The 23891-nt window shown below is 71.2% G+C and carries 17 protein-coding genes and 1 tRNA gene; 4 read left to right on the top strand and 14 right to left on the bottom strand.

The genetic code is table 11. The features are described 5' to 3' along the window. Positions 1–4060, bottom strand: a 4060-nt coding sequence (locus AFL01nite_RS15620) for a PKD domain-containing protein (RefSeq protein WP_246119684.1), incomplete at its 3' end; no start/stop codon positions are given. Positions 4061–4371: 311 nt separating this feature from the next. Between AFL01nite_RS15620 and AFL01nite_RS10755 the strand changes: the two genes are divergently transcribed. Beyond that, positions 4372–5367: a glycosyltransferase family 4 protein gene (locus AFL01nite_RS10755; RefSeq protein WP_146827680.1), complete on the top strand. Its 996-nt coding sequence runs from the start codon at positions 4372–4374 to the stop codon at positions 5365–5367. Positions 5368–5370: 3 nt separating this feature from the next. On the opposite strand, the gene AFL01nite_RS10750 is transcribed toward AFL01nite_RS10755, so the two are convergent. The 3 genes from AFL01nite_RS10750 to AFL01nite_RS10740 form a co-directional block, all read right to left on the bottom strand. Then, a complete protein-coding gene (locus AFL01nite_RS10750) occupies positions 5371–7368 on the bottom strand; it encodes a glycosyltransferase (RefSeq protein ID WP_146827679.1) in 1998 nt (665 codons plus the stop codon). Continuing rightward, the gene (locus AFL01nite_RS10745) at positions 7361–10510 is read right to left on the bottom strand and encodes a right-handed parallel beta-helix repeat-containing protein (RefSeq protein ID WP_146827678.1); all 3150 of its coding nucleotides are present in this window, start codon (positions 10508–10510) and stop codon (positions 7361–7363) included. The genes AFL01nite_RS10750 and AFL01nite_RS10745 overlap by 8 nt, the downstream gene beginning before the upstream one ends. A gap of 145 nt (positions 10511–10655) precedes the next feature. Next, positions 10656–12026, bottom strand: coding sequence for a tyrosine-protein kinase domain-containing protein (locus AFL01nite_RS10740; RefSeq protein WP_186813913.1), 1371 nt, complete (start codon positions 12024–12026; stop codon positions 10656–10658). A 141-nt stretch (positions 12027–12167) separates the two neighbouring features. On the opposite strand from AFL01nite_RS10740, the gene AFL01nite_RS10735 reads away from it, so the two are divergent. Next, the gene (locus AFL01nite_RS10735; protein ID WP_146827676.1) at positions 12168–12824 is read left to right on the top strand and encodes an arsenate reductase/protein-tyrosine-phosphatase family protein; all 657 of its coding nucleotides are present in this window, start codon (positions 12168–12170) and stop codon (positions 12822–12824) included. 22 nt (positions 12825–12846) lie between these two features. On the opposite strand, the gene AFL01nite_RS10730 is transcribed toward AFL01nite_RS10735, so the two are convergent. Genes AFL01nite_RS10730 through AFL01nite_RS10720 form a run of 3 tightly spaced genes read right to left on the bottom strand, consistent with a single transcriptional unit; the run spans position 12847 to position 16795 of the window. After that, positions 12847–14367 (bottom strand): glycosyltransferase family 39 protein, encoded by a 1521-nt coding sequence (locus AFL01nite_RS10730; RefSeq protein ID WP_186813912.1) that lies wholly within the window; start codon positions 14365–14367, stop codon positions 12847–12849. Next, a complete protein-coding gene (locus AFL01nite_RS10725) occupies positions 14364–15470 on the bottom strand; it encodes a polysaccharide pyruvyl transferase family protein (protein WP_146827674.1) in 1107 nt (368 codons plus the stop codon). Before AFL01nite_RS10725 ends, AFL01nite_RS10730 begins: the two co-directional genes overlap by 4 nt. After that, positions 15467–16795, bottom strand: a complete 1329-nt coding sequence (locus AFL01nite_RS10720; RefSeq protein WP_146827673.1) for a lipopolysaccharide biosynthesis protein — start codon at positions 16793–16795, stop codon at positions 15467–15469. Before AFL01nite_RS10720 ends, AFL01nite_RS10725 begins: the two co-directional genes overlap by 4 nt. Positions 16796–17120: 325 nt before the next feature. Here AFL01nite_RS10720 and AFL01nite_RS10715 point away from each other — a divergent pair, with 325 nt between their 5' ends. After that, positions 17121–17816: an arsenate reductase/protein-tyrosine-phosphatase family protein gene (locus AFL01nite_RS10715; protein ID WP_186813911.1), complete on the top strand. Its 696-nt coding sequence runs from the start codon at positions 17121–17123 to the stop codon at positions 17814–17816. A gap of 13 nt (positions 17817–17829) precedes the next feature. On the opposite strand, the gene pth is transcribed toward AFL01nite_RS10715, so the two are convergent. The 7 genes from pth to AFL01nite_RS10680 all read right to left on the bottom strand — a co-directional run bounded on the left by pth (position 17830) and on the right by AFL01nite_RS10680 (position 23035). Then, complete coding sequence (gene pth, locus AFL01nite_RS10710) at positions 17830–18396, bottom strand: aminoacyl-tRNA hydrolase (RefSeq protein ID WP_146827671.1); 567 nt, start codon at positions 18394–18396, stop codon at positions 17830–17832. Then, positions 18396–19052, bottom strand: a complete 657-nt coding sequence (locus tag AFL01nite_RS10705; RefSeq protein ID WP_146827670.1) for a 50S ribosomal protein L25/general stress protein Ctc — start codon at positions 19050–19052, stop codon at positions 18396–18398. The genes pth and AFL01nite_RS10705 overlap by 1 nt, the downstream gene beginning before the upstream one ends. Before the next feature lie 177 nt (positions 19053–19229). Further along, on the bottom strand, positions 19230–19598 hold the full coding sequence (locus tag AFL01nite_RS10700; protein WP_146827669.1) for a hypothetical protein: 369 nt from the start codon (positions 19596–19598) through the stop codon (positions 19230–19232). Between the two features lie 7 nt (positions 19599–19605). Continuing rightward, complete coding sequence (locus AFL01nite_RS10695; protein ID WP_281285735.1) at positions 19606–20544, bottom strand: ribose-phosphate diphosphokinase; 939 nt, start codon at positions 20542–20544, stop codon at positions 19606–19608. 22 nt (positions 20545–20566) lie between these two features. Then, positions 20567–22018 (bottom strand): bifunctional UDP-N-acetylglucosamine diphosphorylase/glucosamine-1-phosphate N-acetyltransferase GlmU, encoded by a 1452-nt coding sequence (gene glmU, locus AFL01nite_RS10690; RefSeq protein ID WP_146827667.1) that lies wholly within the window; start codon positions 22016–22018, stop codon positions 20567–20569. A gap of 61 nt (positions 22019–22079) precedes the next feature. Further along, complete coding sequence (locus AFL01nite_RS10685; RefSeq protein ID WP_186813910.1) at positions 22080–22874, bottom strand: glycosyltransferase family 2 protein; 795 nt, start codon at positions 22872–22874, stop codon at positions 22080–22082. Between the two features lie 79 nt (positions 22875–22953). Then, positions 22954–23035 (bottom strand) — tRNA-Gln (locus AFL01nite_RS10680). A gap of 105 nt (positions 23036–23140) precedes the next feature. On the opposite strand from AFL01nite_RS10680, the gene AFL01nite_RS10675 reads away from it, so the two are divergent. After that, the gene (locus AFL01nite_RS10675; protein WP_146827665.1) at positions 23141–23626 is read left to right on the top strand and encodes a MarR family winged helix-turn-helix transcriptional regulator; all 486 of its coding nucleotides are present in this window, start codon (positions 23141–23143) and stop codon (positions 23624–23626) included. Positions 23627–23891: the final 265 nt, after the last annotated feature.

Genomic DNA, 23891 nt, shown 5'->3' with positions numbered 1-23891 from the left:
CGTTGCTGCCCACCTTGCGGCCCACCAACGACACGTACGTCGCCTCGTACAGCTTGTCGACCGAGAACACCCCGGTCACCCGCGTGTTCGCCGACTCGACCTCACCCAACGTGGCCGCCACGGTCCCGCCCGCCGGCAGCGCGAGCACACCCGCACCCCCGGCCACCGAGTACCGCTGCGCCGACGCCGGCGTCGACCAGACACCACCGTCATCAGCCGTGCCCCACGACCCCGACACCGCCCGCTCGAACGCATCCTTCGCGACGACGTTCGTCGCGGCGGGAACCGTCACCGTGACCTCGTGGGTCTCGGTGTCCGTGGCGCCGTCGTCGTCCGTGACCGTCAGCGTGACCGTGTAGGTCCCGGCCGCGGCGTAGGTGTGCGTCGCCGACACTCCGGATCCGTCGTCACCCTCGTCGAAGTCCCAGTCGTAGGACGCGATCGTGCCGTCGGGATCATTCGATCCGCCAGCGTCCACCGTGATCTTGAGGCCCTTGACCGTCGCGGCGAAGGCGGCCACCGGCGGCTGGTTCGGCGCCTCCAGGGAGACCGTCCTGGTCCTGGACGACGTGGCGCCCTCGTTGTCGGTGACCGTCAGCGTGACCTCGTGGGTGCCGAAGCTCCCGAAGTCGTGCGCGGGGTTCTGGTCGGTCGACGTGGCCCCGTCGCCGAAGTCCCAGACGTGGGACGTGATCGCCCCGTCGCTGTCGCTGGACTCGGACGTGAACTGCACCGTCCTCGACCCGGGCGTCACCGTCGTGCGGAAGTCGGCGACCGGGGCGACGTTCGGCAGCTCCATCGTGAGGGGTGCCGAGAACGTCCCCTGGCCACCCTCGTTGTCCGTCACCGTCAGCGTGACGGTGTAGACGCCCTCCTCGTCGTACGTGTGCGACGGGTTCGCCGCGGTGCTGGTCTCACCGTCGCCGAAGTTCCACAGGTACGACGCGATCGTGCCGTCGACGTCCGTGGCGGCCGACGTGAAGTCCGCCTTCAGGCCGTCCTTGGTCACCGTGAAGTCCGCGGTCGGCTCGACGTTCGGCAGGTCGCCGCCGCCGGCCAGGAAGTGCCGCTGGACGTCGGAGGTCGACAGGGGCCGGGAGTAGACCGCGGCCTCGTCGAGGTCGCCGTTGAACCAGGCCGTGGACGAGTCGGTCCACTGCCGGTCGCCACCGAGCTTCCAGTAGCCGTTGTAGGCCTGGGCGGACGTGTTCGCGTGGGTGGCGTCGAGCTCACCGTCGACGTAGAGCCTCATCCCGTCAGGTCCGAGCGTGGAGACGACGTGGTGCCACTGGCCGTCGTTCAGCGTGTCGCTCGACGTGATGACGACGCTGGTCCCGGGGTGGACACCGAAGTTCAGGCGCCCGTTCGCCAGCCAGAGCTGCCGGTCGTAGTTCGACGAGGCGGCCGTGCCGCTGCTGGAGCCGAACCCGAAGATGCGCCCCACGCCGGTCATCGTCGTCTTGAACCAGACCTCCTGGCTGAAGGTCGCCGGTGCGGCGGACTGCGCCTTGGAGACCACGACGCCACCGGGGTTCAGGCCGAACAGGCCCGTGTTGGGACCGAGGCCGATCGCCGTGTTCCCGGGGATGACGCCGGGACGCCCCGCGGTCTTGTTGCCGGCGATCGTGCCCTCCTGCTCGCCCATCACGGCGGAGTCGGTCGCCGTGGAGCCGGTGTCCGTCAGGCGCCAGTACATCTCGGGGCTGTCGTTGAACACGGCAGCGCCGTACGAGTCCGCGGGAACGGTCTTGAGCGCCGAGGAGCGGCCGCTCTTCATCCAGTGGTCGTTGACCTGCGCGGCGGTCAGCGCCGTCGGGTACACGGAGAACTCGTCGATCTGGCCGTTGAAGTTCTTGGCACCGGTCCAGGTGTTGTCACCGCCGAGACGCCAGTAGCCGTTGTAGGCCTGCGCCGACGTCGTGTCGGTGCGCTGGGCGACCCGCTTGCCGTCGACGTAGAGGACCTGGCCGCCGGGGCTCAGGGAGGCCACGGCCTGGTGCCACTGGCCGTCGTTGTACGACCGCGTCGAGGTCACCGTCCGCTCAGCACCGGGGTAGACGCCGAAGACGAGGCGGCCGGCCGTGTTCATCATGAGGTGGCGGTCGTAGTTGTTGGAGTCACCGCTCGCGCTGCTGCCGAAGCCGGCGATCTTGCCACCGGCCGAGGAGGAGGTCTTGAACCACACCTCGGTCGAGAAGGTGTTCGTGCCGGGCGTGAGCTGCGTGGAGATCACCCGTCCGTTGGCGGTGCCGTTGAACGCAGAGGCCGTGTCGGTCGAGTTGTTCAGCGCGCCCGCCGTGCCTCGGGACACGCCCGACCCGGCCGTCGTGTCGTCGTTGCCGAGCCAGTCGGCGACCGTGTTGCCGCTGTCGCCGAGGCGCCAGTACTTGGTCGCCCCGTCGTCGAAGACGGCGTTGCCGTACGTGCCGAGGGTGTCCTCGAGCGCGACCGTCGTGGTCACCCAGTTGGAGGTGGCGAGGTTCCCGTCGTCGTCGAGGACCCTCAGCTGGTACCGCACCGAGGCGCCCGGGGTCAGGCCGGTGTCCGTGAAGGACATGGGCTTGCCCTCCCACCAGCGAGCCGTCTGGACCTCCTCGTGGACCAGGCCGGCGGCGTTGACGTTGTCGCGGTAGATCCGGTAGGTCAGCTTGGCGCTGTCCTGGTCGCGGTTGGCCGGCCACGAGAGCCGGACCTCGCCGGGACGGACGCTGCGCGCCGACGGATTGATCGCCGCGGCCGAGTTCTGCGGTCCGCGCTTCTTCGGGTTCGAGGCGACGGAGCGCTTCGCGTAGCGGACCAGTCCGGCCTGCGCCTGGCCGTTGATCCGCGGGAACTCGCCGCCGAAGACGGTGTAGTCGCCCTCCGCGTCCACGGCCCACGTGGCCTGGCCGCTGATCGAGCCGACGGCGGCGGTGGGCCACCAGTTCAGGAGCTCGGGGCGCGGCGCGCCCGGGTGGTCCTCGTAGCCGTAGATGTCAGGCGTGTTGGTGCCACGCACGTCGTTGCTGAACGCGTTCGAGTGGTAGTACGACCACGGCTCCGACTGCGGGAAGCCGTTGCTGTTGCCGCAGTAGTGCTTGTGGCTCGCCGTGTAGACGACCTCCGAGGTCGCGGCGACGTCGTACGTGTCGCCGTGGCAGTCCTCGATCCACTCCAGCGATCCGTCGCTCCAGTTCGCGGCGAAGGTCCCCTCCACGTTGCCACCCGAGCCGTAGTGCCAGCCGACGCCGTAGAACTTCTCACCGTCGCTGTCGGTCTTGGCGATGCCGGAGTTCGCCCCGGCGTCACGCACCTGGCTGTTCACCGGCATCGGCAGCGGATCGCCCGAGGTCGCGTCCGAGAGGAACAGGCCGTACCCCGGCTCGCTGCTGCCGCCCACCGACGTGAAGTTGCCGGTCATCAGGACCTTGTTGGCACTGGCGGACACCTCCATCGACTGCACCTGGTTGTTGTCGGCGTCCCTGCGCCAGGGCAGCGTCGCACCGTTCGAGGCGTCGATCGCCGCGGCGCGGCCGCGCGGCAGGTTGTTCACGCCCGTGAAGTAGCCGCCCACGAAGATCGCGTCGTTCGTCGCGGCGACCGTGCTCGTGATGCCGTTGATGTTGGGGGCGACGTTGTTGAGGTTGCCGCTGGGGAGGTCGAAGACCGCGATGCGGTTGCGGGCGATGCCGTTGACCTGGGTGAAGGCTCCGACGACGTAGAGCTTCGTCTTGGCCGGGTTCGTCGCGATGTCCTTGACCTGGCCGTTGAACTGGGGCGCCCAACTGTTGAGCGCCCCGGTCTTCAGGTCGAACGACATCGCGTTCCACCGCGGGCTCTCGCTGGTGCCGGCGGCGGCACCGGGCGGTCGTGCACTGGTGAACTCGCCTCCGGCGTAGACCGTGTCGTTCACGATGAGCACGGTCGTGGCCTTGCCGTTGATCTGTGCCGTGGGCAGGGCGTCGGCCGTGACCGTCTCGGGCAGCGGCTCCGCAGCGCCGGCGCCGGTGATCGACGGGACGACCACGGCCAGGACCAGGAGGGAAAGGGTGCCGACAGCGACGAGGGGCCGGCGAAGCATGCTGTTCACGTGCGTAGTCCTTTGATCAGTGCACCGTGCTGGATGCCCACGAAAGTCGCGTTTCCCCCCGGCGAATTCGTTGGAACACGAGCAGTCAAACACGCTGTTCGATACACCGTTCGCCGAATGGTTGACCTCAGAAATAGCGTTTGGCCCCTGCGTTTTCTTCACACCCTCCAGTCACATCCCTCACAGGCCTGACCGGCCGTTCGGCCCGTTCCGACGCGCCGGGACGGACGCGACGGCACCCGCCGGACCTCCGGTACGGTGGCCAATCATCGCTGGACATCTCGGGGCCGAACGGAGTGCGCATGGTCGAGGCCGAGTTCGTGTTCCCCGTCGCCTCCGCCGCGTGGAGCGAGCGGCACGCACGTGGCGAGGTACCCGGTCGGTGGCCCTACGGCCTGGAGCGACTCGACCGTCCCGACCGACCCGTCCGGGTGACGCACCTGGACGCCCCGTCGCGAGGCGGGCGCCTCGCATGGCGCCTGTCTCCCCGGCCGGCGCGCCACGACCGACTCGGACTGGCCTGGGACGAGGGCACGGCCCACACCATGGCGGTGTCCCGGCGCTACGGCCGCATGCACTGCGGTGTCATCTGGGCCACCGACCAGCTGGAGCGGCTCGACGCCCGCTCCCTGGCCGGCGTCCGCAGGACCCTGTCGGCCATGAGGTCGGTCTGGGTCCTCAGTCGGGGGCAGCTCGACGCCATGGACCGACTGGTCGACGGTGGGACACCCTGCGCGTTCGTGAAGTTCGGCGTCGACGAGCAGTTCTTCTCACCCGCGCCCTACCCCGACCAGCCGCTGCTCTTCAGCGCCGGGGGCGACCGCGACCGTGACCACGAGTCGATCCTGACCGCCTTCGAGCAGGTCGTGCGCGCCCGTCCGCACGTCCGCGCCGTGCTGCAGACGAAGGCCGTGTCCTCCGGCCGCGGGGTCACGATCGTCCCCCACCTCCCGCACGCCGAGCTGCGCGAGATGTATCGCCGGGCCTCGGTGGTGGCGATCGCGACCCGTCCCAACCTCCACGTCTCGGGCATGACCGTCTCGCTCGAGGCCCAGGCCACCGGGCGGCCGGCGATCCTCACGCACACCCCCGGCGCCGAGGACTACGTCGACGACGGCGTGACCGGCTTCCTGACCCGGCCCGGATCGGTCGACCACCTGGTCGAGCGGTTGATCGAGCTCGTCGACGACCCGGCGCGGGCCGCGGCGATGGGCCGCGACGCCCGTCAGCGCATCGAGGACGACTTCACCAGCCGGCACCTCGCGGATCGACTCGCCGCCGCGATCGGCTGGACGTAGCGCTCAGGAGAACATCCAGCGGTCGGCGGCCAGCCGTCCGTCGACCGTGGGCAGGTCCCTGAGGACGTCTCCCGCCGCACGATCGGCAGCCAGCGCCTGCCGCACGGCGGCCGCGACCTCGTCCGGTCCGGCGGTCCGAGGATCCAGCACCCGGTGTCCGTGTCCGGCCAGCCAGTCGGCGATCCCCGTCTCCGTCGTGGCCACCACCTCGCAGCCGTGGGCCAACGCCTCGACGAGGGGCAGCCCCACCTGCTCACGCCACGTCGGGGTGGGCTGGGAGAGCAGGACGAGCACCGCGGCCGACGCCAGCTCCCGATGGATGAGCTCGCGGCTCGGATCGACATGGACGGTGACCTCGTCCCAGGTGGCCGCCGCCTCCTCAGCGAGAGGGCGCAGGTCGCCCTTGCCGAGGATCCGCAACGGGACCCCGGGAGCGGACGCGCGGATCTTCGGCCAGGCCTCGAGGAGCTGGCGCAGGCCCTTGCGCTCGTCGAACGCGCCGAGGAACACCACCGCGGTCCGGGCGCCGTCCAGCGGACAGACCGCACACGGCTCCGGCAGCGCCGGCACCAGACGCACCTGCGCAGAGCGCCGGGTCCGGTAGGGGCGGTACTGGACCATGGCCCCCTCGGTGCCGACGGCCAGGCGGTCGACCTGGAGCATCAGCAGGCGCACCATCGCGCGGTACAGCCGTCGTCGCCACCAGGACGCCAGCCGAGGACTCGGCGAGGTGAACGGGTCGTCGTTGCCGATCGCGTAGCTGACGATGCGGACGCGCCGCCCTGCGACGAGCCCCCGGAGTCGCACCGCGACCGCGGCCACGAGGCTGTTCTTGACCGCCGAGAGCATGAGCGGCTCGTTGACCTCGAGCTGGCGCACGTCGGCACGGAGCAGGTCACGGGCGAGGCTCGCGGTGCTGCCGAAGCGGCGCACGTCCAGGCCCCGCAGCAGCTCCTCGGCGAAGTCGTAGTTGCGTCCGCCGTAGAGCACCGAGGCCGGCTCCCACTGGTGGAAGCGCTCCAGGTGGGCGGTCCGCAGGCCCTCGTACACGCGGACCCGCTGTCCGAGCGGACGAGGACGGCGACTGGCTCGCCATCCGGAGACCGTGCCACGGATGACGGGCCACAGGGTGCGGTGCGGGCGGACGAGCTGCCGGCGTCCGCCGCGCAGCAGGATGCCGCGGCCGGCCTGCCAGGCCCGGCGCTCCCACCGACGCACGTCGTCGCGGTCGAGGTGCCGGTGGGCGAACAGCAGGCGGTTGCGCGTGTTGTAGAAGTAGTAGAGCGACGACTTCGCCCGGGCCCCGCCCCCGCCCTCGTGGGTGCCGCCCTCGTCGTGCACGGCCGTCGCCCCCGCCACGAGCTCCACCGCTCCCCCGGCCTCCAGCACCTTCGCCGAGAGGTCGACGTCCTCCCAGTAGAGGAAGTAGTCCTCCTCGAAGCCACCGATCCGTCGCCACAACTCCGCGGAGAGCATCAGGCAGGCGCCCGAGAGCCAGGGCAGGCGACGCTCGCCCTCGACCCGCCGGGCCCAGGCGCGCATGTCCCCGGAGTCGAGCAGCACGTCGGTTCCTGCCGACCACACCGCGCCCGTGCCGGTCAGGATCGTCGGCGCCACGAGCGACAGGGGTCGGTCCCTCACCGCCGACTCCAGGCGGGCCACGGAGGGCGCGTCGATCGAGGCGTCCGGGTTGAGCAGCAGGATACGGGTGACCCCGCGCGCCAGCGCCTCCTCCACCCCGACGTTGCAGCCTCCGCCGAAGCCGAGGTTCGCCTGCGGGTAGACGCCCACCCACGACCGCTGGTCGATGAGCGCTCGCACCGTCGATCGCTCGGCCGCCGAGGAGTGGTTGTCCACGACCACCACGACGGTCTCGGCGGAGAACGGGATGCTCGCCAGGTTCTGGCGCAGCAGCTCGCTCGAGCCGTAGTTGACGACGACGACCCCGAGCCGGCCCGGGCCGCCGCCGCCTACCTCCGGCGCTGGGCCAGGGTCACCCACGGCGCTCCGTGAACGCACCCAGAGCCTCCACCCCGGCACGCTGACCGGTCGCCGCGGCGATCGCGGCCGGGAGGCCGGCTGCGACGCTCCCCACCGACGCCCTGGTCGATGCGCCCGCCGCGCCCTTGGCGTCGACGATGGCCGCTCCCTCGGTGAGGACGGAGGCCTTGTCGTTGCCGGTGCCGTCACGGAACTGCTGCAGGTTCTTGAAGCTCTTGACCTGGTAGATGCCGTTGGCCCAGCAGGCGAAGTTCGCCGGGGACTGCGCGCCGGGACGGTGGAAGGCGTTGTTGTTCGACGTGATGCCGAACTCGTTGCCCGTCCGGACCTGCGCCTCGTCCTGCGTCAGGATCGGGCAGGTGTTGGAGCCGGTCATGCTCACCACGTTGTTGTGGAAGCTGATGTCGTCGACCACCCACGGGATCGTCGCGGCCAGTGCCTTGACGTCCTGCTTCCGCTCGTCGTCCCACACCGCGAACGGCCGCGGGTTGCCGACGATCGTGTTGTTCCAGACGTCGACCGAGCCCGAGGCCTGGATCCGCAGGCCGGTGCCGTCGTTGCCGAAGATGTGGTTGTCCGCGACGACCGCATCCTCGCTCAGCTCGATCATGACGCCGGCCGCGTTGCCGGAGACCGAGTTGCCCACGATTTCGAGGTTCGAGGACGACACGTCGAACCAGATGCCGCCCGCGTGGCGGGTGTCGGCCACGACGTTGTCACGCAGGACCACGTCCTTCGCCCGGGTGATCTTGATGCCCGAGGCCACGGGAGTCGGCTTGAAGCCCTGCGCGTTGTTGCCCCGGAAGACCGACTTCTCGACCACCAGGTCGTTGGTGTTGTTGCCGCCGAACCCCATGATGGCGTTCTCCGACACCGTGACGTTGCGGTAGCGCTGGCCAGAGGCCCAGGCGGCGATGCCGAGCCACGCGTTCTCCTCCACCACCACGTTCTCGAACTCGATCCCGGACACGCCCGCGATGACGGCGGCGAAGTCGTTCTTCGTCGTCGCGTACCGGCGCACGCCGATGCCTCGCACCACCGCGTCCGTCGCGTGGATCTCCATCGCCCGCTTCAACGCGCTGGCACGGACCGACTTCCCGGCCGGGTTGTCACCGACGACGAGGCGCTTGCCCGCCTTGTCGACGTAGAACTCGCCCGCCGACACGGCCGACTCCGAGGCGACCTGCGTCAGGGCCTTGTCCCCGATCCAGACCTGGTCGGGGTAGCTGGCCAGGGGGCGGGCGGGATCGACCCAGCGGCTCGTCTCGTCGGTGGATCCGGACATGATGCGGTGGTCGAACACGGCGTTCCAACCGGAGGCGACCCAGCGCGACCCGCTCGACGCCCAGGTGGAGACCGTCTTCGAGCCGTCGAACCAGACGGCCTCGCCGGGATGGTTCTGGACGGTGATGCCCGTGAGGGACTTGTCGATCAGCACACTCTCGTGGAAGGTGCCGCCCCGCAGGACGAGGGTCGAGCCGGCCTTGGCCTTCTCGAGGGCGTAGCCGAAGCTTCCGTACGGATCGGCCTTGGTGCCCTGGCCCGTCCGCGACCCCAGCGGCGCCACGTACACGGCGTTCGCGGGGACCGGGTAGCTGGCCTGACCCACCGGGAGGGACCCGACCGCCGACGGAGCGGACGGCGCGGGCGTCGTGGGAGCGGGGGTGGGCGTCGGCGCCGGCGTGGTAGCCGTCGCGGGAGGCGGAGTGGGGGTGGGCGTCGTCGGCGTCGGGGTGCCCGCGGCGACCGCTGCGGCCGTCGCGAGGTTGTCGGCGCGGACGACCGTGGTGACACCGTCCGGTGACACGTCGAACTTCAGGCCGGGTGCGCCGCCCGCCCGCAGTCGGGCGGCGGACGAGTCCGAGCCGACGACCTGCCAGTCGGGTGCCGGGCCGGCGCCCGTCAGCCACGCCCGGGCCTTGAGGTCGACCTTCGCGTCGCCGACCGTGGAGAACTGGACGGTGACCGACCGGTTCGCCGGCACGCTCGCCAGCACGGTCTTCTGGGCCACCATGGTCGTGGTGGAACCGTCGGCGGTGCGGTGGATCGAGAGCCCGAGACCGCCGCTGGCGAGGTGGTGCAGGCGCGCCTCGTAGTAGCGCCCGGACACCGAGCGCCGCAGCAGGACGGCGGACGTCGCTCCGCCTCCGCGCTGGGCCGTCTCGACCGCCAGGTCCGCCGTGATCGACGCGTCGGTCAGGCTGACACCCTCGGCGACGGAGGCCGCGGACTTGCCGGGCTGGACCTCGGCCCGTCCCCGGGAGCCGTCGACGGAGAGCCGGCCCGGCGCGCCGGTCGCGTACAGGGCGCCGCTGGTCGACGCGCCCCAACCCTCGGTCCAGCGACGCGAGAAGTCGTCGGCGAGGTGACGCGTGCTGCCGGTGTTCGGCGTGCTCTCGCCGGTGTCGGCCGCGCGGTACTGGTGGACCAGGACGGTGGTGCGGGCCGACCCGGCCGACGCGTCGAACTTCAGGCCGGGAGATCCCTCGGTGACCCGGGACGACGACGCGTCGCGCCCCGTCACCTGCCACGACGGCATGGACGCGCCGCTGACCCAGGCCCTGGCCTTGAGGTCGACGGTGGCACTGCCCGTCGCGACGAACTCGACCGACAGCTTCTGACCGGACGCGACGTTGGTGGCGACGACGGTCTCCCCCGCGATGGCGGCGGACGAGGTGCGGTCGCTGCGCAGGACCGTCAGGCCGAACCGACCGGGCGCGAGCTGGCGCAGGCGCGCCTCGTAGTAGAACCCCAGGCCCTTGCGGCGCAGGAGCAGCGACGAGGACACTCCGTTGGAGACGCCGTCCCCGACGCGCTCGAAGGAGACGACCGCCTTGGCGTAGGAGTCACCGAGCTTGACGCCCTCGGCGATGGCCGCGGCGTTGGTGGCGGCCGGGAGGTCGACCCGACCCGCGCCTGCGCTGACCGACAGCCGCTGGGCGGAGCCGGTCGTGTACGCCTGACCGCTCGACGCCTTGCCCCAGCCCGAGCCGACGCTCCGGTCGAAGTCGTCCTGGATCACCGTCGCGCCGGCGGACGCGGTCACCGCGCCCGCCATGGCACCCGCGATGAGAGCGAGTCCGAGGAGCAGGGGGATGGAGCGGGCCGCGACAGGGCGGCGGCGCAGCAGTCGTTTCGTCATCAAGAGTCAACCTTGGGGGTGAGCGGGTCGCGTCGCGCGGCGCTGCGCGACTCCGTCGAAGTCATGTACATCCCGAGATTGCTTCGCAAATCCTTGCAAACACGGGGCACGGCTGCAAATCCGGCCTCTGTAACGTGGACCGGTCTCACGCGTCCACCCGCTCGCGCGGCCGCTTGCCGTACACGCCGTCGCTCCCGTAGCGGAACCGGTGGCGGCGACGTGCTCGCGTCAGGACGACGCCGAGCAGCGGCGACCGACCCGTCTCGAGGATCTCGAGCGCCTTGACGAACTTGCCCGTCGAGATCTTGGCGCGCCGGGCGAGCACCAGCACCCCGTCGGTCATGTGGCCCAGCCACACCGAGTCCGCCGCGGCGAGCACCGGCGCCGAGTCCAGGATGACGAAGTCGTACTCGGCCTTCGCGTGGTCGATCAGGTCCTTCATCGCCGAGCTGCTGAGCAGCTGAGCGGGGTTCGGCGGGATGGGTCCGGCCGCCAGGACATCGAGGTTGGGGATCCACTCCTGGACGGCCGTCGAGAACTCGAACCGCCCCGAGAGCACGTTGGAGACGCCGACCGCCGACTCCAGCCCCGTGACCAACCCGACCGAGGGCGAGCGCAGGTCGCAGTCCACGAGCAGGACCCTCATGTTCCCGGCGGCGACCGCGACGGCCAGGCCGGCCGCGACCGAGCTCTTGGCCTCGCCCGGCGTCGCCGACGTGATCACCAGCGAGGAGACGCCGTCGGGGACCCTCAGGAAGCTCAGGCTGGTGATGAGCCCCTGGAGGGACTCCGACTGCAGTCCGCGGCGATCGGCGATGACGGCGCGGATGAAGGAGTCGCCGCGCCCGGACTCGACGATCTCGCCCAGCACCGGCAGGTCGGTGACCTCCTCGATGTCGGCGACCTCGCGGATCGAGGCACCGAAGAACCGCCGCAGGAAGGCGTACCCCAGGCCGAGGGCCAGGCCCACCAGCGCACCGAGGACGGTCTCGTTCCGCCGGTTGGGCGCGATGGGGAACGTGGGGGTCGAGGGAGGTCCGACGGTGGTGAGTCGGATGACCGGGTCGCCGCGCTTGCTCGCCGGCGACACCTCCGAGACCGCGGCCGCGAGCTCGCGCGTGACCGCCGAGGCGATCCTGCGGGCCTGCTCGGGCTCGCCCGAGACGACGGCGACGTCGATCACGACGGTGTTGAGCGGCGACGACGCGCTCACCGATCCGGCGAGCTGCCTCGGCGTGACGTCGAGGTCGAGCCGGTCGATGACCGGCTCGAGCACCATCTCGGAGTTCGCGAGCAGCACGTACGACGAGACGATGTTCTGGATGTAGTTGGACCCCTGGACGATGTCGGTGGCACTGCCGCCGAGGTCGGTGGTGAGCAGGACGCGGCTGGTCGCGCGGTAGGTCGGCGGCGTGTTGCTCGCGTGCAGGAAACCGACCAGCGCTCCCAGGATCCCCAGGACGAGGATGACGGCGAGGTGCCGCTGGATCGTCTTGACGTACGCGCGCAGCGTCATGACCGACATCCCGTCGTCGGTTCGTTGGCGCCAGCCTGCGAAGTCACGCGACCGAGTGTAGGGGCGAACGGCCCGTCCCGGAGCCGAAGCGAGTGGATCATCCACCGCCCGGACCGGCCGGACTTCTGCGATGATCTGCCCATGCGGAGTGCCGAGGTCCATACTCCGGGACTGCGGGCCCGCGACACGTTCGCGGTCCTCGTGGTGTGCAACGCGAACATCTGCCGATCGCCCCATCTGGTCGCCCTCCTGCGTCGGGCCCTGGCCGGCCGTCACGGCACGACGCGCATCGCCCTCTTCGACGGCGGCGTGAACGCCGATCCGGGCCGGCCCGCCTGCTCACGGCTCGCGCGTCGGCTGACCTCCACGCGGCAGGACCTGGAGCGTCATCGATCGACGCCCGTCACGGCCGACGCCCTGGACCGCGCCGATCTCGTCATCGCCACGTCGCGCGACGAGCGCAGCCTCCTGGCCCAGCTGTCGCCCGAGAGCCGGAGCCGCACCTTCACCGCGTACGAGGCGATCCGGCTTTCGTCGCGGCTGACCGAGTCCGACTACGCCCTGAGCCCCGGTGAGACCGCGGCCGAGCGCACCGCCCGGCTGATCGGTCTCATGCACCTCCAGCGGTCCGCCCTCTCGTCGGCTCCGACCCGCCGCTCACCGGACGACGGACGGTTCGACATCCCGGACGCCCACCTGTCCGCCGCGCGCCACAGCGAGGTCGCCCGACACGTGCGCAGCACGGCCGACGGACTCGCGGAGGTCCTGGCCGCCCTCACGGGGACACAGGACCCGTAGGCCCCGCACCGCTCGGGCGCGCTCAGCGGCGGTCGAAGCGAGCCACGGTGGTCCGGGAACCGGCCCAGGACCGCGTCAACCGCAGGCCGTGTCGTTCGAGGACGGCCTCGTCACCGCTGCGGACCTCGGACTCGAGGTCGGTGCGTCGGACCACCCACAGCGTGTCCATCCCGTCGAGCACGGGACCCGCTTCCGCGAGCTGGCGCGAACCCGCGAAGAGCAGGACGTCGTCGTCCGGCTCCGAGAGTCGGGTGACGTCGACGAGTCCCTCGAACGCTTGCGGGTAGGCGCTGGCCATCGAGCGGCTGGTGGCCCGGACCACGGTGGCGTCGTCGCGTCGCAACGGGCTGAAGTAGACCCCGTCGCCGTCGCGTGCGTCGGCCTCGAGACGAGCGGCCACCACGGACCAGTCATAGCCGCTCTTGGCGCTCTCGCCCCGTTGGGACGCATAGACCGGGGCGACCAGGAGCACCGCCGCCCCGGCGGCCACGACCTGCGTCACGCGGCCGCGGATCGCGGTCACGCCGGCGGCGATCAACAGCGCCAGCGCCGGAGCGCAGAACCCGAAGTAGCGCGGGTGGTAGAGCGAGCCACCCAGCAGCGACCAGCCGCCGACCAGCACGGTCGGGATCACGACCCACCCGACGAGCAGGGCCGCCGAGCCCTCGCGCGCACCCAACCGCGCGGACCGCAGGACGCGCGTCACGCCGACGGCGGCTGCGGCCCACCCCAGCAGCGCGAGCAGGAGCGCCGCCGGCAGCCAGGGCCCCGCCGCCACGTCGCCCGGCGTCTCTCCGAGGAACCACTGGTTGACGACGGCGCGCCGGACCAGGCCGGGGGCCGTGAGCGTCGTCTGGGTCAGCTGGCCTCGCTGTCCGAGCGCCGTGAGCACGACGGGGGCGGCGACCACCGCGCCTCCCGCGGCCGCTGCGAGCCAGGCGGCCCGCTCCCGCGGCCCGCGGACGAACGCCGGCACGGCCAGTGCATGGGCGAGGAGCAGCAGCGCCACGTAGAGGTGGAACATCACGCCGATCGCCACGAGGGCCGCATAGGCCGTCCACCGCCGCCCACCGGTCCTGGACGCCCACACGAAGACCACGGTCATCCACACCGCGACCACCAGGGCGAAGGCGAAGGAGCGCGCCTCCAGGCCCATCCACGTGGCCCGCGGCAGGACCGTGAGGATCGCTGCGGCGACGCCGGCGGGCACGCGGCCCGCGAAGAGCTGCCGCCCGAGGACGTAGGTGCCCGCCACCGCGATGCCCACGGCGATCGCGCTCGGCGCCCGCACCGCCAGCTCAGACGTCCCGAAGACCGAGATCCACCCGTGGAGGACGAGGTAGTAGGCGCCGTGCACGGCATCGATGCGCCCGAGCAGTCCGGCCAGGTCGCCCAGCGGGCGGTCGGCCGCGGACAGCGACGCCGCCTCGTCCAGCCAGAAGGACGGGATCCAGCTGCCGACGAAGGCGACGATCGTGGCGAGCACGCCCCACGCCGCCGCGGCGACGGGGTCCGAACGCAGGGATCGCGGTGCCGAGGTCACCTGGACCCCAGGAGGGCGACGATCCGTTCGTACGTGTCGACGACCGCCGCCAGGTTCGACTCGCCCGGCTCCTCGCTCTCCCGCCGACGCAGCTCGTTCACGAGCGCCGGGATCTGCGCATCGGTCGCCTGGTGAAGCGGCGGCGGCTCGACGCACGCCTCGAACGCCGTGGCGGTCTTGGCGACCCCCGGGGAGACGACCGGACGGCCGTACGTCGCGGCGACGATCGCCGCGTGCATGCTGGTGCTCACCACGCACCCGGCGGCCGCGAACACCGCCGTCACGTCGTTCGCCGGCAGGATCCCCAGGAACGGCACCCTCGCGCGCTCGGCCGCCTCGCGCAGCATCTCCTGCTCGCCGGCGTACCGGCCGAGGGGCAGCACGACGCACGGCGCGGGAGCACACGCCTCGATGAGGCTCGCGAGCCGCTCGGACGTCCACCCGGCGAACGCCGCGGCGTGGAAGACCACGACGCCGTCCGACCGCCCGGCACGATCGGCCAGGACGCGCGACCCGCGCTCGGCCGCGTCGGCGGCGGACTCGACCAGCGGCAGCGCGAAGACCGCGTCCGGCCCGACGAGAACGCGCTCCGGACTCATCCCGACATCGCGCAGCAGGTCGGCGCCACGGTGTGTCCGCACCCACGCGCCGGCGAGGGCAGCCACCGCCTCCAGCACCTCGGGCGACCTCGGCAGGGTGTGCACCCCGGCCGAGACGTAGGCCGCGGGCACCCCCCAGGATCGCGCCAGCCACGGTCCGGGCCGGTCGCCGATGGCGCGGTGCGCGAACCGCCGGGCTCGCGCCCGGTTGATCCAGCGTCGCCGTTGCTCGGTGGGGACGCACAGGTGGTCCATGGCGACGACGCCTCGGTCGACCCGGACGATGTCCCCGCCGCCGATCAGGACGGCGTCGAGGCCCTCAGGACGGAAGCTCGTGATCGGGTCGACCGCCCGGCCGTCCGGCAGCTGCCCGGCGATCAATCCGTAGTGCCGGTCAGGCGGCCGGATCCCCACGTGCCGCGACAGCGCGCCGAACACCCCCGGGTAGATCTGGTCGCCGTAGTTGGACATCGAGAACGCCCCGACGTGGGCCATCGACGTCATCGCGTCACCGCCCTCGTGCGCGTGGCGTAGACCCAGTTGGCGGCCAGCTGGAAGATCAGCACGCCCGAGATCGACGCGATCACGGGACCGATGGCGCCCCACTGCATCGAGAGGAGCACCGAGGCGACGATGTTCCAGGGCATCATCAGCGTCACCATGACCGCCTGGAACCGCAGCCCTCGCGCGTCGGTCAGGTAGTTGCCGAGCGGATTCTTGGCCGCCTGGACGACGACGAAGACGACGAAGGCCACGACCAGGGCGAGGTCGAGCCGGATCGCGCCGCCGGAGGCGATCTCGGCCAGCCACGGCGACGCCACGGCGACGAGCCCGGAGACGACGAGAGCCGCTCCGCCGAACCACAGGGCCATCACGTGCGGTGAGGAGGTGGACGAGACGCCGGCGGCCCGCTCCCGGGCGAAGACCGGCCACAGGGACACACCCGCCGCCATGGCCACGCCGACGATGGGCAGGAACATCTGGGCCGCCAGGCTGTACTGGGCCAGCTCGTCCCGCGACCCCACGTGGCTGAGGACGATGCGGCTCGACTGCATGGCGATCGGCAGGGCGATCATCTGGATCAGCAGGGGCAGCGCCGTGTCGAAGACCCGGGCGCCCCGCACGGATCGCACGCGCACCGCGTCCCGGTAGGCGAGCCGCAGCATCGGCCGCACCGCACGATTCGCGAGCACCATCGCGATCGCCGCGGCGACGAAGGTGCCGCAGTACGCCGCGATGGCGAGGTAGCCGCCGGCATCGACGTCGAGCAGGAGCAGCACGGCGATGCACGCCAGCACGATCGGCGTCTGGACCAGGCCGAGCAGGATCACGACGTGGTTCTGGCCGAGTGCGATGAGGATCCGCTGCCCGTACCCGATTCCCAGCGTCATCGCGAACACCGCGAGGCACGCGGCGGCGGCGATCGGCCCCGACCCCTTTATCAGTCCGTCGCCGAGGAGTGTCTCCCAGGACCCCGTGAGGGTGATCGTCGCCGAGACCAGCAGGATCACGGCCATCGACCCCGCGAGGATCCGCACGCACGTGACGAGCACGCCGCGCACGCGCGGATCGTGGCGTGGGTCGTCGGAGGCCGCCACCGTGTTGATGATCGACGCCGAGATGCCGAGGTCGGCGAAGGGGACGAGCGCGATCAGGCCCACCAGCAGCATGTACTGGGCGTACGCGTCGACCCCGTAGTTCTCGATGACGAGTCGGGTGACGACGATCCCCAGGCCCGTGCTGATCGCCAGGACGATCAGCCGCGCGAGCGCACTGGCTCCTGCCGTACGCAGCGCCGGCCGAGACCTGGACTGCTGAGTGTCGTTCATCGAGAACCGCGCTTCGAGACTTGACCGGCCGACTCACGCCGCCGCGAGTTCGTGGCGGCCCGTGGCCGCACGGCGATTCTAGGGGCGGCGTCTCGGTTCGTGCGTGCGTTCGGGCAATCGATCGCGGGGGCGACACGCGGCGCGAATCCCACGGGTCTCACCAGCACCGCGTTTCGCTTGCACCCGTCAGCCACCCGTGATTTCATCAGGACGCCTCTGGAAAACTTGGATCGAGGCACTGGCGTCACGGTGCCGAGCGATCCGCGTCTCATGGATGACGCGCCGGCCCGTTCGCCACCCGGCCTCACCGAAGGGACGTGACATCGTGCAGCAGACCGGAGCACCCTCGATGCTCTTCGTGTGCCGAGCCAACGTGTGCCGCTCCGCGGTGGCCGAGTTCGTCGCGTCGGAGCGCTCGTCGGAGAGCGGGCTGCACATCGCGAGTGCCGGCACCGATGCCGTCCCCGGCCAGGAGATCTGCCCGCAGGCCGAGGCGCTGGTCGCGGAGCAGCCGAAGGGTCGCGACTTCGCCCGGGCCCATCGCTCCACCCGACTGACGCCGACCCTGACCTCGGGCTCCGCGCTCATCGTCACCGCCACCCCCCGCGAACGATCCGCCGTGGCCCGGATGGACCCGGCTGCGCGGCCGCGCACCTTCACCATGGTCGAGCTCGACCGTCTCCTCTCGGTCCTGGCGAGCACGTCCGGACCGATCGACCTCGCGACCCTGGTGGCGCAGCTCCACGGGATCCGGTGGCAGGCCGCGTCCGAGCACTGGAACCCGCCGACCCGGTTCGACCTCGAGGCCCTCAAGCCGCGGCGTGCCGTGCACGGCCTCTCCCTCGTGGACGCCCACGTGTCCCGCTCGTCGAACCACGCGGCCGTCGTGAAGGCGTCGCGCTCGCTCACGTTCACGATCACCGACCACGTCCTCGCCCGCATCGAGGCGCGAGGCACCGGCTCACGGGATCGGCGCGACCAGGACCCCCCGGGCTCGCCGAGAACCCGCCACGCGGGCTGAGCCCGACGCCCGCTCAGCGGTTGAAGGCGCTCTGCGTCTTCTCGAGGCCCACCGTCATCAGGCTCTCGACCGCGTCGGCGGCCTCCTGCACGACGATGTCGGCCTCGGTGCGCTCGGTCCTGGCGAACGGCTTCAGCACGAAGTCGTGCACCGTCTGCTGACCCGGCGGGCGACCGATGCCGAAGCGGACGCGCAGGAAGTCGCCGGTGCCGATCGACTGACGGATCGACTTCAGCCCGTTGTGGCCGTTGTCGCCGCCGCCGAGCTTGCAGCGCAGCGACCCCAGCGGCAGGTCGAGCTCGTCGTGGATCACCACGAGGTGGTCCGGTGCGACGTCGTAGTACTTCAGGAGGGCGGAGACCGCTCCCCCGCTCTCGTTCATGTACGAGCGTGACCGTCCCAGCACCGCGCGCTGTCCCGACAGCAGACCCGACACCACGTCGGCCCGGGCCGCCTTCAGAGACGAGAACCGGCCGCCCATCCGGGCGGCCAGCTCATCGGTCACGTGGTACCCGACGTTGTGCCGGGTGGCGGCATAGGACGAGCCGGGGTTGCCCAGCCCGACGACCAGCCAGGTCATCAGCCCTGCTCGGACTCCGGCTCGGGCGTCTCGGCCTCGGACGTCTCGGCCTCGGTCTCGTCGCGCTCGATGCCGGCCTCGGCCTCGGCGCCCTCGAGCTCGGCGTCCACCTCGGCGGCGGTCGGCGCGTGCGTCAGGTTGAGGATCATCAGGTCGTCCTCGACGGCCAGCGACGCGCCCTCGGGCAGGTCGAGGTCGGACGCCAGGACCTGGCTGCCCTGCTGGAGGCCCGCGATCGACACCTCGATGTCGGTGGGGATGTGGGTGGCCTCGACCTCGAGCGCCACGCTGGCGTTCTCGGTGACGACCAGGACGCCCGGCTCGGGCTCGCCCACGATGTTGATCGCGATGTCGACGGTGACCTTCTCGCCGCGCTTGACGATCAGCAGGTCGACGTGCTCGATGAAGCCCTTGAGCGGGTCGCGCTGGACGGCCTTCGGGATGGCGAGGTGGTTGTCCGAGCCCAGGTCGATGGCCAGGAGCGCGTTGGCGGTCTTGAGCGCCAGCATCGTGTCGTGGCCCGGCAGGGTCACGTGGACGGGGTCGGTGCCGTGTCCGTAGAGGACGGCGGGGACCTTGTTGTCACGGCGGATGCGGCGGGCGGCACCCTTGCCGAACTCGGTGCGCTGCTCGGCGGAAAGCTTGATCTCGGCCACGGGGGTTCTCTCCTCGGAGGGGGATTTTCGTCTAGGTCTCGGTCGGTCTCGGCGCTCGACACAGCACTCCTGCGGAGCGCCCTGTCGATCACGGTCCGTCCGGACCCTCGCCGAGGCAACCCGTCGAGTCTATCCCACGGCCACCCACGTCAAGAAATCGGCAACAAGGCGCAGGACTCAGGTCCAGCGGCGGGTCAGCACCAGGTGCGTCGCGAGCGCGAGCACCGCCGCCACGGCGACGGCGAGCAGGCCCAGCGAGGGGACGGTCAGCACACCACTGAGCAGGACCAGCGCGCACGCGACCATGATCGCCACGACCTCGGGCTCGGCGACGCGATCGTCGAGCCAGCCGGCCACGAGGCGCGCGAGGGCGACGATGACGACGGCCGCGAACATCAGGGTGACGGCCAGGACCACCATCGGGACGAGGGTGTCCGCACCGGACTCACCGGCGGCCAGCGCGAGGACGCCGGCGCCGACGAGGCCGACGACCGCGTAGGCCAGCGCGAGCTCGACGACGGCCCGCAGCACGGCCCCGGTGGTCATGGTGCCGTCACTCGGTGAACAGGCTGGTGACCGAACCGTCCTCGAACACCGCCGAGACGGCCTGCGCCAGCAGCGGCGCGATCGACAGGACGGTGAGCTTGTCGAACTGGTGCTCCTCGGCCAGCGGCAGCGTGTTGGTCACGATGACCTCGGTGGCGACCGAGTTCTTCAGCCGGTCGACGGCCTCGCCGGAGAACACGGCGTGCGTCGCGGCGATGACGACCTCGGCGGCGCCGCCGGCCATGAGGGCCTCGGCGGCCTGGCAGATCGTGCCGCCGGTGTCGATCAGGTCGTCGACCAGGATGCAGGTGCGGCCGGCGACGTCACCGACGACGCGGTTGGCCTTCGTCACGTTGGCCTGCGTGACGTCGCGGGTCTTGTGGATGAACGCCAGCGGGGCGTTGTCGAACTGGCGGGCCCACTGCTCGGCGACCTTGATGCGGCCGGCGTCGGGCGAGACCACGGCGAGCGGCTTCTTGCCGTAGCGCTTGCGCACCTGGCGGGTGAGGATCGGCATCGCCAGCAGGTGGTCGACGGGGCCGTCGAAGAAGCCCTGGATCTGGGCGGTGTGCAGGTCGACCGTCATGAGCCGGTCGGCGCCGGCGGCGAGGAACAGGTCGGCCATGAGGCGCGCGCTGATCGGCTCGCGGCCCAGGTGCTTCTTGTCCTGGCGGGCGTAGCCGTAGAACGGCAGGACCACGGTGATGCGCTTGGCCGAGGCGCGCTTGAGCGCGTCGATCATGATCAGCTGCTCCATGATCGCCTCGTTGATCGGCGCCGCATGGCTCTGGATCACGAAGGCGTCGCAGCCGCGGACCGACTCCTCGAAGCGGACGTAGATCTCGCCGTTCGCGAAGTCGTAGGCCGTGGTCGGCACGAGGTCGACCTCGAGCAGCTCGGCGACCTCTTTCGCCAGCGTGGGGTGCGCGCGGCCCGAGAACAACATGAGGTTGCTCGTGGGCGTGCGCTTACTGAGGCTCTTGTTCGTCGCCACCGCTGGTCTCCTGCGTGTTCTGGTCCGCTGCATGGGCGGAAGGCGTGCCCGGCCGCCGGCTCGCGACCCACCCCTCGATTGTCCTCTGTCCGCTCGCCGGCACTGCCAGCGCCCCCGGCGCCACGTCCTCGCGGACGACGGCTCCGGCACCGGTGTGCGCGCCGTCACCGATCGTGACCGGAGCGACGAAGACGTTGTGGCATCCGGTCTTGACGTGGGTGCCGATCGTCGTGCGGTGCTTGTTCACGCCGTCGTAGTTGGCGGTGATGGCGCCGGCACCGAGGTTGGTGCCCTCGCCGACCTCCGCATCGCCGATGTACGACAGGTGCGGCACCTTGGCGCCGGGGCCGATGCGGGTGTTCTTGATCTCGACGAACGTGCCGACCTTCGCCCCGGTGGCGAGCACCGCGCCGGGCCGGAGGTAGGCGAACGGCCCGACCGAGGCGCCGGCGCCCACGACGGCGTCCGATCCGTGCGTGCGCACGACCGTGGCGTCGTCGCCGACCTCGACGTTGCGCAGGGTGGTGTCGGGGCCGATCGTCGCGCCCTCCCCCACCGTCGTGGCGCCCAGCAGCTGGGTGCCCGGCAGCAGCGTCGTGTCGCGCCCGATCGTCACGGCCGTGTCGATCCAGGTGGTCTCGGGATCGAGGATCGTGACGCCCTCGGTCAGCCACCGGTCGACGATGCGGGCGTTGAGCTCGCGACCCAGCCGCACCAGCTGGCGGCGGTCGTTGACGCCCTCGGTCTGCCAGACGTCCTCGAGCACGTGGGCTCCGACCGGGAGGCCCTCGGAGACGGCCTGCCCGACGATGTCGGTGAGGTAGAGCTCGGCCTGCGCGTTGTCGGTGCTCAGGGCTCGGACGGCGCGGTCGAGGAACGGGCCGTCGACCACGAGGATCCCGCTGTTGACCTCGCGGGTCGCGCGCTCCTCGTCGGAGGCGTCCTTGTGCTCGCGGATGGCGACGACCCCGCCGTCGGCGTCACGCAGGATGCGGCCGTACCCGGTCGGGTCCTCGGGCTCGGACGTGAGGATCGTGACCGCACGACGGGCGGCTCGGTGCTCGTCGACGAGCCCGCGCAGCGTCTCGGCCGACAGCAGCGGCACGTCGGCGTAGGTGACCAGATAGGTCTCGGCCGAGGCGTCGGCCGCGTCGAGGGCGACGCGCACCGCGTCGCCGGTGCCCCGCTGCTCGGTCTGGACGGCGATCGTGGCAGTGGGGTCGAGCCGGCCGACGGCCGCCTCGACCTGCTCGCGGTCGTGACCGACGACGGTGACGACCCGGTCGATCCCGGCGGACCGGACGGCGTCGAGGGCGTGCCCCAGCATCGGCCGCCCGGCGACCTCGTGGAGCACCTTCGCTCGGCGTGACTTCATACGGGTCCCGGCACCTGCGGCCAGGACGATCGCGATGACCTGCTCGTTCACGACACTCCTCGATCGACGACCTTTCGAGTGTAGGGAGTCGAGGGGACGGCCGGCATGGTGGTCAGTGCGCCGGCGGCTGCGGTGCCCGTCGATACGTCCGGATCCCGGAGCCGTCCGTGACGCTCACGGGCGCGTGGTCCACCGTCTTCAGGAACTCGCGGCCCTCCTCCTGCGCGCGGTCCCACGAGTAGGTGCTCGCCACGGCGCGGGACGAGTGCTCGACGGCGAGCGCGTCGACGATGCCCAGGCGCAATCCGTGGCGCCTCATCACGTCGGACCACACGAAGTCCAGGCCCCAGCCGAACCGGAGGTCGGCCGGGAACGGCGTGAGCAGCTGCACGGCGTCGCGGCGCACGAGCGTGACCGGACCGATCTCCACGAACCGCGTCTCGCGCGCCAGCGACAGGAAGTGGCGCTTCGCGATCGGCCAGTTGGCGTTGCTGGTCCTGGACTGCGCCGGTTGCGCGAGCGCGAAGTCACAGCGCCGGCACACCTCGATCATCCGGTCGAGGAAGCCCGGCGGGAGGAGCACGTCGTCGTCGATGATGAGGAGCCAGTCCGACTCCGTCCCGACGCCCTCGACGAGGTCGTTCAGGTTCTGGAACTTGCCCGCGCTCATGCACTCCTGCGCGGTCCGGTCGCGGAGCTGCGGGGCGGACTCGCCCATCGCACCCAGCCGGAAGTCCACGTGGTGCCGGCTGGCGGCCAGCTCGGCGGCGGCACTCGCGATCGGCTCGCCCTCGCGATAGATCCCCACCACGGTGACTCGTTGCACCGGACCCGACGGCTCGGGCAGGACGAGGCGGGCATGAAGCCGGTCGACCGGCTCGGCGGCACGACGCGCGAGCCGTCTCAATCCAGTTCTCATCGGGCTTCCGTTCTCGTTGAAAGTCCGTCGAAGGCTACCGGAACCGCGGGGCGGGCGGATGGCCTTCTGGCTCCCCGGGTAGGAGTCGAACCTACGTCGCTAGTCCTGATTCAAAGTCAGGCGGGCCCTGCCGACAGACCAACCGGGGACGGCGGTCTCAGGCTACCGGAGGGCACGCCTGCGGACTGTCGCCCCGGGGCGGCGTGACCGAACTATCTCTACGTCAAGATTCTTGATGGTCTACCGTGGTCGACATGGACGAGGTCGACCAGATCGTCGCGGCGTGGCGCCGCGAGCGCCCGGACGTCGAGGTCACGCCGCTGGAGATCTTCAGCCGGCTCACGCGTCTGACCAAGCACCTCGAGCGGGTGCGCAAGCAGGCCTTCGCCACCCACGGCCTCGAGCTGTGGGAGTGGGACGTCCTGTCCGCCCTGCGCCGGTCCGGCGAGCCGTACGAGCTCTCGCCCGGCCACCTCGTCGCCGCCACGATGGTCACCAGCGGCACCATGACCAATCGGGTGGACCGGCTCGTCGAGCGGGGTCTCGTGCAGCGTCGGCCCGCGCCGTCCGACCGGCGCGGCGTGCTGGTGCGTCTCACCGCCGACGGTCGCGCGCGCGTCGACGGCGCGCTCGACACCCTGCTCGGGCTCGAGAGCGCGATCCTCGAGAACCTGCCGGCCGCCGATCGCGACCACGTCGCCCAGGCGCTGCGCACCCTGACGGCGCATTTCAACGGTTGAGCGCGGGAGCATCAGTTCTCACTCCCTCGCAGAATCGCTCGAACGGCGCCGCGAAAGACGTCTCTGGCCCTACGCTGACGGCGTCCGGATCCCGCACGCCACCGATCCGGCACAGAGACAGGGTCGCCCATGCACCTCGATCGTCCCCTCCCCACCGCGGCCGCCCTCGGTCTCCTCACCGCCTGCCTCGGATTCGCCTGGTCCTGGAACCCGTCGCTCTGGACCGATGAGGTCGCCACGGTGAATGCAGTCTCGAAGTCATGAC

Origin of the sequence: Aeromicrobium flavum (assembly GCF_007992115.1) — a bacterium.
GTDB lineage: Bacteria > Actinomycetota > Actinomycetes > Propionibacteriales > Nocardioidaceae > Aeromicrobium > Aeromicrobium flavum.
Note: the sequence above shows the minus strand (reverse complement) of the source record. Positions and strands in the feature narration are given on the sequence as shown.